Below are 17423 nucleotides of genomic sequence, written 5' to 3'. Positions count from 1 at the left end.
TTAGATCGATGGGTGGTTCTGTTGGAGCTTTTGATTGATCGAAAGCTTGCGAGGAAGCTGAGATCAATTGATTTTTCCAGTCAATAATTTGGTTTTGATGAACATCAAACTCAGCACTCAATTCAGCAAGTGTTTTTTCTGCTTTAATCGCAGCAAGTGCTACCTTAGCTTTAAAATCATTTGAATGATTTCTTCTTGGTCTACGTGCCATAAAATACTCCATATATTGATGTTTATAACATCATTTGAGGAGCAGAATATCACTTATAGGAGTTGTTCAAATTTACGGATCCATCTCTAAATTCATCTTCAAATAATGATGTACCAAGTTGATAATCAATGCTTTTTAAAACGATATATTTCACCGTTGTTTTCATCCTAGCATCCTTTTATTAGTTTTTTGCTTTACTTTTATTTGTATCACCGTTCATGTCAAGATTAAACCTATAATTGTAAATTTTGCTGTATTTATAAGCAGTTAAATCATGAATATCTTATTTTAGCATTTCACTTTTTATGTTTTCGCACAATTCGATAAAATTCAGTATAGTTGAGCAGCTTACTCTATTCTGTTGTAGATTTATCATGATCAAACAATGCTGTGCTTTACTTGAACAACGCCAACAGACTGTGGCTTTTATTGAAAGTGCCAGCTCAGGTTACTTATGTAGCCAGTTTTCTATTTATAAAAATAGCGGTGCGAATATTTTACTTGGTGGACTAGTCAGTTACGATCCAAATATTAAACGTGAAATCCTGAAAGTCAGCGCAGAACTGATTGATACTTATACTGCAGAATCATCCGAAGTCACTCAAGCCATGGCAATTCAGGGGCAAAAGTTATTTAGCCGTGCTGACTTTGTTGTAGCGTGCACAGGCTTACTCAAACCAGGTGGCAGTGCCACACCTGAAAAACCCGTCGGGACATTTTTTATCGCTATTCAATATCTGCAGCAGACTTATCATTACCAATATTTTTTAGAAGGTAATCCCTTACAGCGTCTAAAACAACTAACCAATTTGGTTGCTCAAAACCTGATTAATTTAATCCAGCAAGATTCTAATACGCCAACGACATCTTGAAATAAACCTAAAGAATAAACTGCATAACTCACACAATTTATTCATGGTTCAGTCGTACACTCATTTTTATGTATTAAGTGGATGATCTATGCCATGCGCTACAACGCTATTCTGTTCGTTACTACCAGTTTATGGCTACCTAGTTTTGCTTTTGCAACTGTTGGTGGTCCACAAAATATTGAAGTTTTAGGTTTAGATCAAGCAGATCAAAAAATCTATTTATTGCGGCACTATTTAGATGGTCGCGGACTTTTACCGCAATTGTACTACTATCAACTCAACCGAAAGCAGTCGCCTGCGAAACTAATTGAAGTTAAATCACTGTATATCAATCCAAAAAACAAACGCATTGATTATGATCAGAACAGTCAAAAGTTTGATCGTGAAATAGCTAAAATTAGAAAACGGTTGAAACCTTTGACGCCAATCCGAGCCAGTTCTGCCAAAATTCAAGTCCTTTCCAAAAAGACAGCTTATGTCGCATCATGGTTTGATCCTGAAATTAAAGTTCCCCAATTCAACTACACCTACCGCATACGCTATGGCAATTTAAAAAGTCCGATTCAACAGGCGGTAGATTATAAAACAGGGTTAAGTATTTCTCAGCGCTATCAAATTCCACAGCAGAATAAAGTGTTGATGACCGTAAAATATTTAGGTATCCCTTTTGAAACAGGTTATAGCATTGAAGACCCTGTTCTTCTGTCACGCTAATCTCAGCAATGATCCCTCAAAAAAATAAGGTTTCATTGCTCAACAATGAAACCTTATTTTTAGCCTAAATGCAGCATCACTAAACCAAAATTCTAGCTATGCAACTTTTTAGAGCGCCAATTAAGCCGCTGAACGCTCTGAAATTGGTACAACTTTGCGTAATTCAGGACCAGTATACTCTGCACTTGGACGGATAATACGGTTATCAGCACGCTGTTCCATTACGTGTGCTGCCCAACCTGTTACACGGCTCATCACAAAGATTGGTGTAAATAGTTTGGTCGCAATGCCCATAAAGTGATAAGCAGACGCATGGAAGAAGTCGGCATTACAGAATAATTTCTTCTCACGCCACATGACTTCTTCGCAACGCACCGATACTGGATAAAGTACGGTATCACCTACCTCTTGCGCTAAACGCTCAGACCAAATTTTGATGATGCCGTTACGTGGATCATTGTCTTTATAGATCGCGTGACCAAAGCCCATGATCTTTTCTTTACGTTCCAGCTTGCCTAACATTTCGCGTTCAGCTTCTTCTGGCGAGGTCCAGTTTTCAATCATTTCCATCGCAGCTTCATTCGCGCCACCGTGTAATGGGCCACGTAATGAACCAATCGCGCCTGTAATACATGAATGCATGTCAGACAAAGTTGATGCGCAAACACGTGCTGTAAATGTTGATGCGTTGAACTCATGCTCTGCATACAAAATTAATGACACGTTCATGACTTGTTCATGCAATTCATTTGGTTTTTCACCACGCAATAAATGCAGGAATTGTGCGCCAATTGAATCATCATCGGTATTTTCTTCAATACGCACACCATCGTGACTATAACGATACCAATAGCAAATAATAGCTGGCAAAGTCGCCAAAATACGGTCTGCTACATCTTGTTGCTGTTCAAATGACTGTTCGGTTTCTAAGTTACCTAGCATTGAAACACCTGTACGCATCACATCCATTGGGTGTGAATCTGCAGGAATACGCTCTAATACTTCTTTCAATGCTTGAGGCAATGCGCGTAAAGATTTCAATTTTGCTTTATAGGCAGCCAATTGCTCTGAAGTCGGCAATTCACCAAAGAAAATCAGGTATGCAACTTCTTCAAACTGGCAATTTTCTGCCAAATCCTGCACATCATAACCTCGGTAAGTTAAGCCTGCGCCACTTTTACCAACAGTTGAGAGTGAAGTTTTACCTGCCACTTGTCCACGCAATCCTGCGCCTGTGAGGACTTTTCCTTCAGCCATTTTTTTAATTCTCCTGTTTGAACAGCTTGTCTAATGTGTTTTCAAAAGTGTGATAATCAAGGAACTCGTATAGTTCTTTACGTTGCTGCATTTTGTCTAAGACATTGACTTGGGTGCCATCTTTACGAATAGCTTGCATCACCTCAAGTGCTGCTTTTTGCATGGCACGAGTTGCTGAAAGTGGATACAACACCATGCGAATGCCCTGCTCGGCCAGTTCTTCAGTGGTGTAATAAGGGGTATCACCAAACTCGGTAATGTTTGCAAGTACAGGTACACCTACAGCATCACACACAGTTTTATACATGGTAATGTCAGTCATCGCTTCTGCAAAAATTGCATCTGCACCCGCTTCCACACATGCACAAGCACGGTCAATAACTGCCTGCAAACCTTCTTTTTGCAAGGCATCAGTACGCGCCATGACTACAAAGTTTGAATCGGTTTTCGCATCAACAGCCGCTTTAATACGATCAACCATTTCTTGCTGGGTTACAATTTCTTTATTTGGACGATGTCCACAACGCTTTTGTGCAACTTGATCTTCAATATGAACTGCAGCAGCACCCGCAGCAATCATTTGTTTAATACTGCGGGCAATATTAAATGCACCGCCCCAACCTGTATCAATATCAACCAATAATGGTGTATCAACACGCTCAGTAATACGACGCACATCTTCCAAGACGTTATCTAAACTGGTCATGCCCAAGTCAGGTAAACCGTAAGAATAATTGGCAACACCTGCACCAGATAAATAAATGGCTTTATAGCCCACTTGTTTTGCCATCATGGCAGCATAAGCATTTACCGTGCCGATAATTTGTAATGGCTTTTCGACTTCCAAGGCTTGTCTGAATCTTAAGCCCGCAGATGTTTGTTCTGTCATCTTCCTTTCCGCTTTTCTTACTATATTTTTTCGAGATTCGAGTATATCGAGAATGCGAGATCACGCCATGGCTTTTTAGAATCTAAACTCTAAAACTTTAGTCAAATAATTTTCAAATTTATTGCACAATAAATTTTCGTGATGTTGTTTATTCTTTAGTTTTGATTAACCAGCTTTTTAGTACACTAAATAAGCAAAATTTAAGCTATTTTCTATAATAGTGACTTTTTTTAGCTCAAATCATGCCATGTGCTAGTACACTTTGATAAAGCACAAAGCACGCTGCTCTTATATTTGTTATAATAACAATCTCCCCAATTTAGTTGCTGATTTTTTATTCAATATGCATAAACTTGCTCACTTCGCTCCTTTAGGTAAAGATATACCACCAACTAAGCGTGGTCATGAGCGATGTGTGGCATTATTAGTCAGTGCAACCGAGTTATTTTTAGAGCGTGGTTACGATGCCGTATCTTTAGATGATATTGTACAACACGCAGGTGGTTCTAAAGCGTCTATCTATAAATACTTTGGTAATAAAGAAGGGCTATTCAAGGCCATTTGCGATTATCGCCGTGATAAGTTTTTTCAGGATATTCACATTCCTTTTGAACAAATTGATTCAAATTTACGTGGTTATCTGATTCAAACTTTATTGAATTTTTACTATCACATTCTAGAACCTGAAAATGCAGCCTTTATGCGTCTGGTATTAGAACAAAGTCAGCGCAATCCTGACATTGCCTTACACATACATGAGCGTGGACCTTTGCATGTTCAATTGTGTATTGCCAAAGTGCTAAAACATGCCAGTCAACAAGGAGTTATTCACTGCGAACACCCTGTTTATTCGGCACAACTTTATTTTGGTATTCTAAGAAATGTTGAGTGGCGAATCATTATGGGGATTCCAAAACAAGAAACATTACAAGAAACAACCAATTATTTAAGTTATTGTGTAGATCGCTTTCTAGAGGCACATCAAAAAGCTTAGAGTTTTTGCAATTTGTGCATCTTATAGTATATTAGCCGATTCCCTTTTTTCACTTAACTAACCAACAACTAATTGTTGTTTTTTCTCATTCAGCAATTATTGTGGAGTAACGAATGGCTCTACGTCACTTTCTAACATTACGCGATTTTTCGACTTTAGAACTGAATCAAGTTTTGCAACGCGCCATTGAGCTCAAGCGTAAACAGCATAATAATGAAGTTTTCCAGCCTTTTCTTGGCAAAGTTATGGGTATGATTTTTGAAAAATCCAGCACCCGAACCCGTGTATCGTTTGAAGCTGGCATGAGTCAGTTTGGTGGTAGCGCTATTTTCTTATCATCACGTGACACGCAATTAGGTCGTGGTGAGCCGATTGAAGATTCTGCACGTGTCATTTCAAGCATGCTTGATATTGTGATGATTCGTACCTTTGGTCACGACATTGTTGAACGCTTTGCTTCTTACTCTAAAGTTCCTGTCATCAATGCCTTAACTGACGATCATCACCCTTGTCAACTCCTTGCAGACATGCAAACTTATGTTGAACACCGTGGTTCAATTGAAGGTAAAACTGTGGCATGGATTGGTGATGGCAACAATATGTGTAATTCATATATTGAAGCAGCACACATGTGGGGCTTTAATTTAAAAATTGCGACACCTAAAGGTTATGAGCCAGAACAACGTTTCCTGTCTGAATTTGCACACTGTGTAGAATTGGTCGATTCTGCTGAAGATGCAGCAGTGAATGCTGACCTGATTGTGACCGATGTTTGGGCAAGTATGGGCCAAGAACAAGAACAAAAAATCCGTGAAAAAGCATTTGCAGACTATCAAGTAAATGAAGGTTTGATGGATTTGGCACATCCTGATTGTTTATTTATGCACTGCTTACCTGCGCACCGTGGTGAAGAAATTTCTGAAAATATGCTCGATCATAAAAACGCCGTGGTATGGGATGAGGCAGAAAACCGCTTACATGCTCAAAAAGCATTGATAGAGTTCTTATTGAACGAAAATCTAAAATAAGACTAAACGACTTCAAAACATTGAGTACGCTTTGATGAGTTTTGTTACAAACAGCACCAAAAGGTGCTGTTTTTTATTAGGCTCGCTATAATCTGAAACGACGGTTGATTTTTCTAAAATTTCTAAAAGAGTCTAGATGAACAATATGATTTATAAAACACTTGCTACAATTACACTATGCACTACTACACTGATCGCGAGTGCTACACTCTATGCCAAAGCCAGTGAATTAGATCAATATTTAGTCCAAAAAAAGATTCTAAGTACAGATTATAAAATTAAAAATGCAGTCGCTTTAAATGAAATTTTAGATGTAATTAGTGATGAAGATTCTCGTACTATGCCCTATCAAGTCGATCAAAATACAGTGATTGAACAAAGTACGGCGACAGACAAACAAATCAATATTCGTGGCATGATTATTTCACCTGACTTCACGCAGTTTGTAGAAAGTACGGGTTATAACAATGTCAAAAATATGATTAAACAAAACTTAATACATAATTGTGAATCTATTTTTGAACATCAGTTCCAACGGGTAAATCCCTATGTATTGAACTTACAACTCAGTGCAGAAAAAACACAATTTAATGTGCACTTAGCAAATAGTGAATGTCAATTTAAAGTGAACTGAATTGCTTTTAAACTAAAGCAACCTCTGTCTTTAGGTTTAATATTTAGGTCAAATACGATCTACCGTATTAAACCTTGAGGTTGTAAAATAATGATCAGTGCACCTAAAACCACTACCATTCCACCGAACATATCCCAACGTGTTAAATTGACCTGATCTACATACTTTAACCAAATCAAGGCAGTGCAAATATAAATGCCACCATAAGCTGCATAAATTCGCCCCGATGCCGCAGGATGTAAAGTCAATAACCATACAAAAGCCGCTAAAGCCAAAACTGTTGGCACCCAAAGCCACTGCGATTTTCCCTGATTCAAAATTAGATAAGGAAAATAACAACCCAATATTTCCATCACTGCTGTTATAAAAAACAAAAGTACGGTACTGGCAATTTTTGTGATCTGAATATCCATAAGTGACTTTACTTAAAAGAGGAATACACAAAAAATAACCCATGTTCAACATGGGTTATTTTCATTCATGATGATGCAATATAAAAGTTAAGCAGGTTCAGCAGTCTGATCTTCAAACACTTCAAGTTTCAAACCGACGGCCTTACCGTTCTCTTTCTGCACAGAAACAGCCACATTACCGCCCTGTTCTGCAAGTTCACCAAATAAAATCATTTCAGCCAATGGTTTTTTCAAATGCTCTTGAATTAAACGTTGCATTGGCCTTGCGCCCATCAGGCGATCATATCCATGCTCAGCCATCCATTCACGCGCATCTTGATCAACCTCAAGGATGACTTTTTTATCATCCAACTGTGCCTGTAATTCAGTCAAGAATTTATCCACTACATTTTCAATTACTGTAGTTGGTAAAGCTTTAAATTGAATCACACCATCTAAACGGTTACGGAATTCTGGCGAGAAGGCTTTTTTCATTGCTTCCTGATTATCATTACTGTTGTCTTGATCCATGAAACCAATACTCACGCGGGAAATACTTTCCGCACCAATATTGGTAGTCAGTACTAAAATCACATTACGGAAATCTGACTTACGACCATTATTGTCGGTCAATGAGCCGTGATCCATAATTTGCAGCAATAAGTTAAATACGTCAGGATGTGCTTTTTCAATCTCATCTAGCAACAACACACAATGCGGGTTTTTATGAATCGCATCGGTAAGTAAGCCGCCCTGATCAAAACCGACATAACCCGGAGGCGCGCCAATTAAACGTGAAACTGCATGACGCTCCATATACTCAGACATATCAAAGCGTACTAATTCAACACCTAACAATTTTGCCAACTGCTTAGTGACTTCGGTTTTACCCACACCTGTAGGGCCTGCAAAAACAAAGCTGCCGACTGGTTTGTCTGGTGTTTTTAAGCCAGCGCGTGACAGTTTAATTGCAGATGCCAAAGCTTCAATGGCTTCATCTTGCCCAAACACTACGCGTTTTAAATCACGCTCTAAATGTTCAAGTACGCTCTTGTCATCTTTAGATACAGTTTTAGGTGGAATACGTGCAATTTTCGACACGATATCTTCAATGTTTTCCACTGTGATTAAAGTATCATCCTGCTCGGCTCTTAAACGGCGCTGCGCACCCGCTTCATCAATCACATCAATGGCTTTGTCTGGCAAGAAACGGTCATTAATAAATTTAGCCGATAGCTCTACCGCAGACACCAATGCTTTATCGTCATATTTCACATGGTGAAATTCTTCAAATTTCGATTTTAGTCCACGTAAAATATCAATTGTTTCAGAAATTGAAGGTTCATTAACATCAATTTTTTGGAAACGGCGTGAAAGTGCGTGATCTTTTTCAAATACCTGACGATACTCTTGAAAAGTGGTCGAGCCAATGCAGCGTAAAGTACCATTTGCCAATGCAGGTTTAATTAGATTCGAAGCATCCATAGTGCTGCCCATGCTTGAGCCTGCACCAATAATCATGTGGATTTCATCGATAAATAAAATAGCATCAGGTTTCTTTTTTAAGGCATTTAATAGTTGTTTTAAACGCTTTTCAAAGTCACCACGGTATTTGGTACCCGCGACCAACGCACCAATATCTAAACTATATACTTCAGCATTTTCGAGTGGCTTTGGTGCTTTACCATTCACAATCAACCATGCCAAACCTTCAGCAATAGAGGTTTTACCCACGCCAGGATCGCCCACTAACAATGGGTTATTCTTACGACGACGGCACAGAATTTGTGCAGCACGTTCAATTTCTTTTTCACGACCAATTAATGGATCGGTTTTTCCCTTTTGTGCCTCAGTATTCAAATTTAGCGTGTAAAGCTCTAGCGGGCCTGCATTGGCAGAGTGTGAACCTTCGCCATCTAACTCTTCAACCTCGTCTTCAGCCTGCGCTTCATCTTTACGCGTACCATGTGACAAATATTGAGTCAAAGTTAAACGGTTGATTTGATGGCGTTTAAGTAAATAGACCGCAAAAGAATCACGTTCTGAATACATCGCCACTAAAATATCGGCGCCTTCTACAGTACGGTCACCACCGCTCGATTGCACATGGAAAATACCACGTTGCAAAATTCGGTCAAAACTTTCTGTTGGATGCGGGGCTTGATCATTATTTTCAGCAAGTTTAGGGGTATGTTGTTCTACATATTCTTCTAGTTCTTTACGCAATACAACTACATCTGCACCACATGCTTTCAACGCATTTACAGCAGAGTCATTATCTAATAAAGCCAATAATAAATGTTCAACCGTTAAGAACTCATGTCTCTTCTGACGAGCCATGCTAACAGCCAAACGTAAGGATACTTCTAATTGACGACTGAGCATGTAACCCCCTTAATCTTTAGGCTCAATCTGACAAAGCAATGGATGACCTTGTGATCGAGCGTAATTATTGACTTGGTTCGCTTTCGTTTCCGCAATGTCCCGCGGATAGACCCCTGCGATACCTTTTCCTTCATAATGTACAGTTAGCATTACTTGAGTCGCTTGGTCAAGATTCATTGCAAAGTATTGTTGTAAAATTTCAATTACAAAGTCCATTGGGGTGTAATCATCGTTCATTAAAACGACAGCATACAAAGGTGGACGCTTTAATTGAGGCGGTGCTGTTTGTAACGCAATATCGCCGTCGTCTTCATGACCCGCATCATCCACATTTAAACGTGGACTCACATGCCAATCGACATAGCCAGATTGATGAAAAGTGGTTTTAATTTCATTTAAACAGATGGATCTTTTTTGGGTTCGCATAAGTTTTACATATCACACATTATTGAGCGCTAGCTTCTGCTTGTGGAATTTCAGAAATAAAGGCAGAATCTGCCTCCACGGCTTTGCCTTTGCTCCAACTGAAGCGTTTAATCACAGGAGTTGCGCCATTTAAACGGACTTCAATAAAGTCTGGATTAAAGCCTTTAGGCATGCTCCAGCGCCCTGTTAAACGCTCATAATTATCAAAATTAAAATTGCTGTCTTCCATCGGAACAACCAGCACTTCTGTGCCTTGAATTAAACGCAGTTCTACCGTACCACTTGCACGTCGCTTGTTTGGACTCACTTGTACCAAATCGACCTGATATTCATAAGCATTGTCTGGTAATGGTTTCACCCCAAGATTTTGCACGGTCAGGCTTAAACCACCACGTTGACGCAAAACTTCACGATAAATCGCACTCATGCCTTCAGTACGTTGCTTATCTTCAGTTGCTTGAGTGAAAGCTTGATACAAATCATTGGAGTTACTGACCGCAACATCGCGTTCTTGAACCGCAGCATTTAAGCTCTTATTCAGACTTTCCAAACGCGTTTTTTGTTCTTGCACCACTTCAACCAGTTGTTCTGCATCGGCATCGTAACCAACCACAGTTAAGCCCTGACGATGCCCGACTGAATAGCCCAAAAAGCCACTACCTAAAATTAAAATGGCAGCACCAATTCCCAAAGGCGCATTGCTTTCAAGAAATGGCTTTTTTTCTGGCGGTGTAGATGAGGGTGTCATGCTTGAATTCGACTGTGACGTGGTTTCTGTATCGGTGTTATGCATCGTCATCTCTTGTTTTGATTCATTCAAAACACACATTTAAATCGAAATCTAAATGTGTGTGAAGTTGAAAAACGTGTTCTTATGGTAATAAACCAATCACCTCAAGTCCTGCATGTTCTGCAAAACCAAACATGAGGTTCATATTTTGTACTGCTTGCCCTGCTGCACCTTTCACCAAGTTATCTTGTGCCACCAAAAGTACTAATTTTTTCGGTTGTGGCTTATACAATGCGATACGCAACTGGTTAGCGCCACGTACTGAGCGTGTTTCTGGTGAACTGTTGGCTGGCATGACATCTACAAACTGTTCATTGGCATAAAACTGCTCATACAGGCTTTGTAAATCTACTGCATCACCTGCATCAGTTAAATCTGCATAGATAGTGCTGAGCATACCGCGAATCATAGGGACCAAATGCGGTACAAATATAATGTGATTAAACACATCTTTTTGACCTGAAATATTTTCCAGTGCTTCTACAATTTCTGGGTGATGGCGATGTCCTGCTACACCATACGCCTTGAAGTTATCTGCATTTTCAGAATAAATCATACCTAGACTAGCTTTACGACCTGCACCAGATACGCCTGATTTTGCATCAATGATAATGCTTTCAGGTTTCACTAAAGCTTCAGTTTGTTTAAATAGTGGCGCTAAACCAAGTTGCACAGTAGTCGGATAACAACCCGGGTTACCAATCACCTGTGCTTGTTTAATTTGCTCACGGTTGAGTTCAGACAAACCATAAACTGAGTCTTTCAAAATCTCAGGACAAGCATGTTGCATGCCATACCACTTTTCAAACTGTGATAAGTCTTGCAAACGAAAGTCTGCTGCTAAATCGACCACCTTGGTATTGGCTGCTACAAGCTCTGCAGCATGTTGCATTGCAACACCGTGGGGTGTAGCAAAGAACACCACATCACATTTTTTTAATTCTTCGATGTTTAAATCTGAGTAGCACAGATCTGTGTGTCCACGCAGACTTGGAAACATATCGTCTACACGACGACCCGCTTCTGTACGTGAAGTCAGTACATTTACTTTCACATTTGGGTGTCGTAGCAAAAGACGCAATAATTCAACGCCTGTATAACCTGTACCACCGACAATACCAACTGAAATCACGTGCATTACCTCAATTCAAAAGCATGTTTAAGCTAACGCTATAGTATGACAGGAAGTTTTGGTTTTCTGAACTGTTTTACTAGGGTTTTGGGGCTTTTCTTTATTCTGTTGATTTTATAAAAGATGATTTGGATTGTAGTCAATACGTGCAACACCTTTGCATTGTAGTCTTATCATGTGGGTGTTGGTTTTTTTATTGATACCACCACCAAGGCAAAGACGTTGTTTTTAACTGCTTGCGATGCTGCAAATAGTGCGCATCATGCCGTTGTACTTCAACCCAAAATGCAGGACTATGATCAAAATGTCGTGTATGCGCCAACTCATGCACAGCAACATATCGCACAATTTGTTCAGGAAACAACACCAAGGCGCTATTGAGCATAATATGCTGTTGCGTACTGCAACTGCCCCAACGGGTTTTCGGTTGACGAATTGCGCACTGTTTAAATGGCAAAGCAATTTCATGACTGACTGTTTGCAAATATATCGGCAACATTTGTTTGGCATAAGCAATAACAAAGGCTTTTAAATATGCCGCAGGTTGGCGGTCACTAACCCATAGGCAATGCTGTTTTAAATCTAAAATAAAACTGTGTTTTTGTGTTTGATAATGAATATTTAAAGGCTTAGCCAAATTAAAAAGTGATAACTGATTTGGCAATTCACGCCGAACAAGTCCTTGCTGCGCCTGCTGTTTATGCCAAGTTTCAATCATCCACTGTTCAGATTGCTGCAAAAAATCCTGAATTTGTCGCTGAGTACAATATTTCGGTACAGTTAAGCGAATTTGATGCGGCTCGACACGCAAACGTAAACGTGTTGCTTTTGCATGTGGTGTGATTTGAATTTCAGGTAAGTCGGATAATGTCATTGTTGTTCTTTTATTAAATCCTCCCCGACCCCTCCTTTAATAAAGGAGGAAGAAAAGCCCCCATTAAAAACAAGGGACTTGGGAGACGAATTAAACCGCAGTACGTTCTTCAATGCCGTTATTGGTCGCTACAATTGCAATATCTGCTTTATTGATGGCAAAAATACCGTTGGTCACAACACCCGGAATATCATTCAAGGTTTTTTCTAATTCCAACGCATTTAAAATATTTAAATTATAAATATCTAAAATCACGTTACCGTTATCAGTTACCACACCTTCACGGTAAGCAGGATCGCCACCTAAAGCCACAATTTTACGTGCTACCGCAGAACGAGCCATTGGAATGACCTCGATTGGCAATGGAAACTCACGGCCTAACTGCTCTACCCATTTTGAATCATCGACAATACAGATAAACTTACGTGCAATAGAAGCCACAATTTTTTCACGGGTCAACGCTGCGCCGCCGCCTTTAATCATGTGCATGTGACGGTCAATTTCATCTGCACCATCAACATAAGCATCTAAACTGCCCACAGAGTTCATATCGACCACTTCAATACCAAGTTTCTTTAAGCGCTCCGCAGTCGCTTCAGAACTTGCCACAGCTGCTTCTAATTGTAATTCAGGCAATAAATCAATCAGGAAATTCACTGTACTGCCTGTACCTACCCCCAAAATCCCGCCTTTAGGCAAATGTTTTAATGCTGCTTTGGCAGCCGCTTGCTTCTTTTCATCTTGGGTAGCATACAGACTCATGACTTCACTCAACTATTTTTGACATTTGTTGCCGATTTTACAGCGCAAATGTGCAGGGGTTTGTTACAATAACCCCCTATTTTAAACTGTTAGATGGAAGATTAACATGCTGTCTCGTTTGGTTCGACAAATTTTACAAGCAACGGTCTATGATGTTGCAATCGAAACCCCACTCGACGCAGCGCCACGAATTAGTGAAAAACTGAACAATAACATTCGCTTTAAACGTGAAGACTTACAACCTGTATTCTCTTTTAAATTGCGTGGTGCGTATAACCGTATTAGCCAATTACCCAAAGACCAACTTGAACGTGGTGTAATTACTGCCTCTGCAGGCAACCATGCGCAAGGTGTAGCATTGTCTGGGCAAAAACTGGGCATTCGCGCCATTATCGTTATGCCTAAAACCACGCCAGATATTAAAGTACAAGCGGTAAAACGCTTGGGTGGCGAAGTGGTATTACATGGTGACTCATTTGATGTTGCCAACAAATATGCAATTCAACGTGCCCAAGATGAAGGCATGACTTTTATTCCACCGTATGACGATGAATTGGTCATGGCAGGTCAAGGTACGATTGCCAATGAAATTTTGCGTCAATGGCGCGATGTCGAATATGTTTTCGTTGCTGTTGGTGGTGGCGGTTTAATTGCAGGTGTTGCAGCCTACTTGGGCGATGTCGCACCGCATGTCAAAGTCATTCCTGTAGAATATGATGAATCGGCTTGCTTAAAAGCGGCTTTTGAAGCCAATGAACGGGTTATTTTGCCGCAAGTGGGTTTATTTGCCGATGGTACTGCTGTCGCACAAATTGGTGAGAAACCGTTTGAAGTTTTACAACTACAAAAATCAGATCAATCAGGCCCAATTGTTGAGCGCGATGTAGTTTTGGTGAATACCGATGAAATCTGTGCGGCAATTAAAGACACCTTTGATGAAAACCGCAGCATTGTAGAACCTTCAGGTGCAATGGCTTTGGCAGGCATCAAAAAATATGTCGAGCAACACCAATTGCAAAATAAAAATATTGTGTCAATTGTCTGTGGCGCAAACATGAACTTTGACCGTTTACGCTATATTGCTGAACGTACTGAACTCGGTGAACATAAAGAAGCAATTTTTGCCGTGACCATTCCAGAAGAAAAAGGTGCGTTCCTTAATTTCTGCCGTGCGCTGCAAGGTCGTAATATCACCGAGTTTAACTACCGCGCCAGCGATGCTACTGCTGCACAAGTCTTTGTCGGCATCAGCTTAAAATCTGGTGAAAAAGAACGCCACGACATTTATGAGTTACTCAAAACCCAGTACGATGTTGATGATTTGTCGGATGATGAAGTAGCAAAACTACACATTCGTTATTTGGTCGGTGGTCATGCCGATATTGAAAATGAACGTCTATTCCGTGTGGAATTTCCAGAGCGTCCGGGTGCATTACTGACTTTCTTGGAGCGCTTAGGCCCAACCCATAACATCACCCTGTTCCATTACCGTAACCACGGTGCAGCGGAAGGTCGTGTATTGGTCGGTTTAGAAGCTTCAGATGCTAAACAGAACCCAGATGGTTTAATCGAAACTTTGGAAAAGATCACGTATCCATACCAAGAAATTACCAACAATTTGGGTTATCAGCGTTTTTTAAAATAAAAGATTTTACGCGCCAAAAAATACTAAAGACCGCTAATTTCAGCGGTTTTTTGTCATATAACCGCGGTATAAAGCCTTAAAATATTTTAGTATATTGGAAGAATAATATAATTTTCAGGATGATGTTATGGCGCTATTTGCAGTCATTGGTTTAGGTAGCTTTGGTGCAACTGTGGCTACACAATTGGTCAAACTCAACCATGATGTCATTGGGATTGATAGCAATAAAAAATTTGTAGAAAACATTGCCGATCATATTACTCATGCGGTGATTGCCGATGCAACCGATGAACACGTTTTGGAAGAACTGAATATTCAAAATTGTGATGCGGTCGTGGTCGCGATTGGGGAAGATATTGAAGCCAGTATTTTGTGTGTCTTAAATTTAAAGAATTTGGGTATTTCTAAAATTTACGTCAAAGCCAAAAGCAAAGCACACACCATGATTTTAACCCATTTAGGCGTAAGCAAAATCATTCACCCTGAAGAGGATATGGGCGTTCGTATCGCGCAATCGCTGAGTTATCCGATGGTGAGTCGTTATATGAGCCTAAACGACAACCACTATATTGTAAAAGTAAAAATTAAAGACAACTTGCATGGCACGCGCATTCATAGTCTGATGTCACATGCACCCGAAGTTAAACTTTTACTGTTTAAACGTGCCGAAACGATTTTCTATACGCTTGAATCCAATTTAATGCTACAAACAGATGATATTTTGGTGGTTGAAGGACAACTTGAACCATTAAAACGCTTATCTAAACAATTTAAGTCAGAATGAAAAAAACAGCGAAACAACCAATCAAAACTGTCAATTTAAGCCCACCCAGTCTTTTGGCACTGGGCTTTTTAAGCTTTATTAGCATTGGCACAATCTTGCTGAAACTGCCCATTTCCCATCATGGCGAGATGAGTTGGATTAATGCCTTATTTACTGCTACATCTGCAGTGACGATCACTGGATTGTCTGTAGTGAATATTGGCGATGCTTATACCGTATTTGGGCAAATGGTCATTATGTTGTTGTTACAATGTGGTGGCTTAGGTTTTATGACTTTTGCGATTTTAGCGGTTTTAAGTTTGTCATCCAAAATTGGTTTAAAACAACAAATCATGGCGCAAGACACCATTGGGCAAACCAACCTATCTAAAGTGTCGATGACCATTAAAAGCGTGTTGCTCTACTCATTGTTTTTTGAAGGGATTGGCACGGTTATTTTAACCTTGGCATGGATGCAGGATTATCCATTTAGCGATGCATTTTTCTATGCGGCTTTCTATAGTGTTTCAGCCTTTAACAATGGTGGATTTTCATTATTTCCCAATAGCTTAATGAGTTTTGCAGATCAATACCTGATTACCTTAACTATTAGTATGCTGTATATCATTGGCGGTATTGGTTTTGTGGTACTCATGGATATTAAACGTGCCAAACGCTGGAAAAAACTCTCACCCAATAGCAAGCTGATTTTATCGACCATTGCTGGTTTAAACTTTGTGGCCTTTCTGCTGATTTGGGCGATTGAAGCCAATAATCCACATACCCTTGCAGCCATGAGTATTGGCGATCAAGCCCTCAATGCATGGTTTCACGCTACCGTTCCTCGCTCATCAGGCTTTAATAGTCTAGATGTCGCAAGTATGCAAAATAGCTCGACCTTGCTCACCATGCTTCTGATGTTTATTGGTGGTGGTTCGCTCAGTACCGCAGGCGGTATTAAAGTTGGCACATTTATTATTGTCATTTTAAGTGTGATCAGTTTTTTAAGACGTTCAGATGAGGTGCGTGTGTTTAATCATGCTGTACCTGAACGTACCACCTTTAAAGCTTTGGCGGTGATCAGCATCACAGGTATGTTAATTTGCCTCGGTTTGTTTAGCTTACTTGCCCTTGAACCGAAACTGAATTTTTTAGACCTGTTGTTTGAGGCTGTATCTGCAGCGTGCACGGTGGGTTTATCCCGTGGTGTTACAGGTGAATTACAACCTGCCAGCTTAATTATTTTAATGTTGTTGATGTTTGCAGGTCGTTTAGGGCCGCTGACTTTGGCTTATTTAATCGCCACACCACAAAAAAGCCGACTTAAACATCCAACCGCAGATATTCAAGTTGGATAGTAAGCGTCCGCTGAATCCCATACCAATTTTAATTCGATTTAGGTTTCCAGCAGTGTGGCAGTAACTCTTCAATCTGGGTCACTTTATGTGTCGGCAGCCTTTTCAGCACATCACTTAAATAGGCATACGGATCCAAGCCATTCAGCTTTGCTGACTGGATTAACGTCATGATGTTTGCCGCTCGCTGACCACTGCGCAGCGAACCTGCAAACAGCCAGTTCTTGCGCCCCAACGCCCAGGGACGCATCTGATTCTCGACCCAATTATTGCAAATAGGTAGATTGCCATCATCCAGAT

The 17423-nt window shown here is 40.1% G+C and carries 18 protein-coding genes and 1 pseudogene; 8 read left to right on the top strand and 11 right to left on the bottom strand.

Annotated elements, in window-relative coordinates; all coding sequences use genetic code 11:
• Positions 1-223, bottom strand: a pseudogene (locus BJN41_RS12495) (IS3 family transposase); the annotation flags it as partial.
• A 362-nt stretch (positions 224-585) separates the two neighbouring features.
• Here BJN41_RS12495 and BJN41_RS12490 point away from each other — a divergent pair.
• Together BJN41_RS12490 and BJN41_RS12485 are read left to right on the top strand one after the other, a co-directional pair.
• Complete coding sequence (locus BJN41_RS12490; protein WP_019837315.1) at positions 586-1083, top strand: CinA family protein; 498 nt, start codon at positions 586-588, stop codon at positions 1081-1083.
• Between the two features lie 93 nt (positions 1084-1176).
• Positions 1177-1797: an aminotransferase gene (locus BJN41_RS12485; protein ID WP_070155574.1), complete on the top strand. Its 621-nt coding sequence runs from the start codon at positions 1177-1179 to the stop codon at positions 1795-1797.
• Between the two features lie 120 nt (positions 1798-1917).
• Here BJN41_RS12485 and prpC read toward each other — a convergent pair whose 3' ends face one another.
• Together prpC and prpB are read right to left on the bottom strand one after the other, a co-directional pair.
• Positions 1918-3054, bottom strand: a complete 1137-nt coding sequence (gene prpC / locus BJN41_RS12480) for a 2-methylcitrate synthase (RefSeq protein WP_019837313.1) — start codon at positions 3052-3054, stop codon at positions 1918-1920.
• Positions 3055-3058: 4 nt separating this feature from the next.
• On the bottom strand, positions 3059-3943 hold the full coding sequence (gene prpB / locus BJN41_RS12475) for a methylisocitrate lyase (protein ID WP_070155573.1): 885 nt from the start codon (positions 3941-3943) through the stop codon (positions 3059-3061).
• Between the two features lie 343 nt (positions 3944-4286).
• Here prpB and BJN41_RS12470 point away from each other — a divergent pair, with 343 nt between their 5' ends.
• The 3 genes from BJN41_RS12470 (at position 4287) to BJN41_RS12460 (ending at position 6599) form a co-directional block, all read left to right on the top strand.
• On the top strand, positions 4287-4937 hold the full coding sequence (locus tag BJN41_RS12470; RefSeq protein ID WP_070155571.1) for a TetR/AcrR family transcriptional regulator: 651 nt from the start codon (positions 4287-4289) through the stop codon (positions 4935-4937).
• A 113-nt stretch (positions 4938-5050) separates the two neighbouring features.
• Entirely contained in the window at positions 5051-5965 is a 915-nt protein-coding gene (argF, locus tag BJN41_RS12465) for an ornithine carbamoyltransferase (protein WP_070155568.1), read from the top strand.
• Between the two features lie 136 nt (positions 5966-6101).
• The gene (locus BJN41_RS12460; protein ID WP_141730409.1) at positions 6102-6599 is read left to right on the top strand and encodes a hypothetical protein; all 498 of its coding nucleotides are present in this window, start codon (positions 6102-6104) and stop codon (positions 6597-6599) included.
• 59 nt (positions 6600-6658) lie between these two features.
• Here the strand turns inward: BJN41_RS12460 and BJN41_RS12455 are convergent, their stop codons facing one another.
• From BJN41_RS12455 to rpiA, 7 genes are all read right to left on the bottom strand, one after another.
• The gene (locus BJN41_RS12455; protein WP_070155567.1) at positions 6659-7012 is read right to left on the bottom strand and encodes a YnfA family protein; all 354 of its coding nucleotides are present in this window, start codon (positions 7010-7012) and stop codon (positions 6659-6661) included.
• A gap of 87 nt (positions 7013-7099) precedes the next feature.
• The gene (clpA, locus tag BJN41_RS12450) at positions 7100-9376 is read right to left on the bottom strand and encodes an ATP-dependent Clp protease ATP-binding subunit ClpA (protein WP_070155565.1); all 2277 of its coding nucleotides are present in this window, start codon (positions 9374-9376) and stop codon (positions 7100-7102) included.
• Between the two features lie 9 nt (positions 9377-9385).
• A complete protein-coding gene (gene clpS / locus BJN41_RS12445; protein WP_070155564.1) occupies positions 9386-9802 on the bottom strand; it encodes an ATP-dependent Clp protease adapter ClpS in 417 nt (138 codons plus the stop codon).
• Between the two features lie 19 nt (positions 9803-9821).
• Entirely contained in the window at positions 9822-10595 is a 774-nt protein-coding gene (locus tag BJN41_RS12440; RefSeq protein ID WP_070155562.1) for a DUF6776 family protein, read from the bottom strand.
• 79 nt (positions 10596-10674) lie between these two features.
• On the bottom strand, positions 10675-11730 hold the full coding sequence (gene argC, locus BJN41_RS12435; RefSeq protein WP_171257444.1) for an N-acetyl-gamma-glutamyl-phosphate reductase: 1056 nt from the start codon (positions 11728-11730) through the stop codon (positions 10675-10677).
• A gap of 187 nt (positions 11731-11917) precedes the next feature.
• Positions 11918-12598, bottom strand: coding sequence for a M48 family metallopeptidase (locus BJN41_RS12430; RefSeq protein ID WP_004973431.1), 681 nt, complete (start codon positions 12596-12598; stop codon positions 11918-11920).
• Positions 12599-12688: 90 nt separating this feature from the next.
• Positions 12689-13360, bottom strand: coding sequence for a ribose-5-phosphate isomerase RpiA (gene rpiA / locus BJN41_RS12425; RefSeq protein WP_004973429.1), 672 nt, complete (start codon positions 13358-13360; stop codon positions 12689-12691).
• A gap of 106 nt (positions 13361-13466) precedes the next feature.
• Between rpiA and ilvA the strand changes: the two genes are divergently transcribed.
• The 3 genes from ilvA to BJN41_RS12410 all read left to right on the top strand — a co-directional run bounded on the left by ilvA (position 13467) and on the right by BJN41_RS12410 (position 17126).
• Positions 13467-15005: a threonine ammonia-lyase, biosynthetic gene (ilvA, locus tag BJN41_RS12420; protein WP_019837302.1), complete on the top strand. Its 1539-nt coding sequence runs from the start codon at positions 13467-13469 to the stop codon at positions 15003-15005.
• Between the two features lie 127 nt (positions 15006-15132).
• Entirely contained in the window at positions 15133-15789 is a 657-nt protein-coding gene (locus tag BJN41_RS12415; RefSeq protein ID WP_070155559.1) for a potassium channel family protein, read from the top strand.
• Complete coding sequence (locus tag BJN41_RS12410) at positions 15786-17126, top strand: TrkH family potassium uptake protein (protein WP_004973423.1); 1341 nt, start codon at positions 15786-15788, stop codon at positions 17124-17126. Before BJN41_RS12415 ends, BJN41_RS12410 begins: the two co-directional genes overlap by 4 nt.
• Before the next feature lie 28 nt (positions 17127-17154).
• Here BJN41_RS12410 and BJN41_RS12405 read toward each other — a convergent pair.
• Positions 17155-17423, bottom strand: a 269-nt coding sequence (locus BJN41_RS12405) for a transposase domain-containing protein (protein WP_031970042.1), incomplete at its 5' end; no start/stop codon positions are given.

Origin of the sequence: Acinetobacter towneri, from assembly GCF_001758345.1 — a bacterium.
Taxonomy (GTDB): Bacteria; Pseudomonadota; Gammaproteobacteria; order Pseudomonadales; family Moraxellaceae; genus Acinetobacter; species Acinetobacter towneri_A.
The sequence above is the reverse complement of the archived record's forward strand: the minus strand, read 5'-3'. Positions and strand labels throughout refer to the sequence as shown.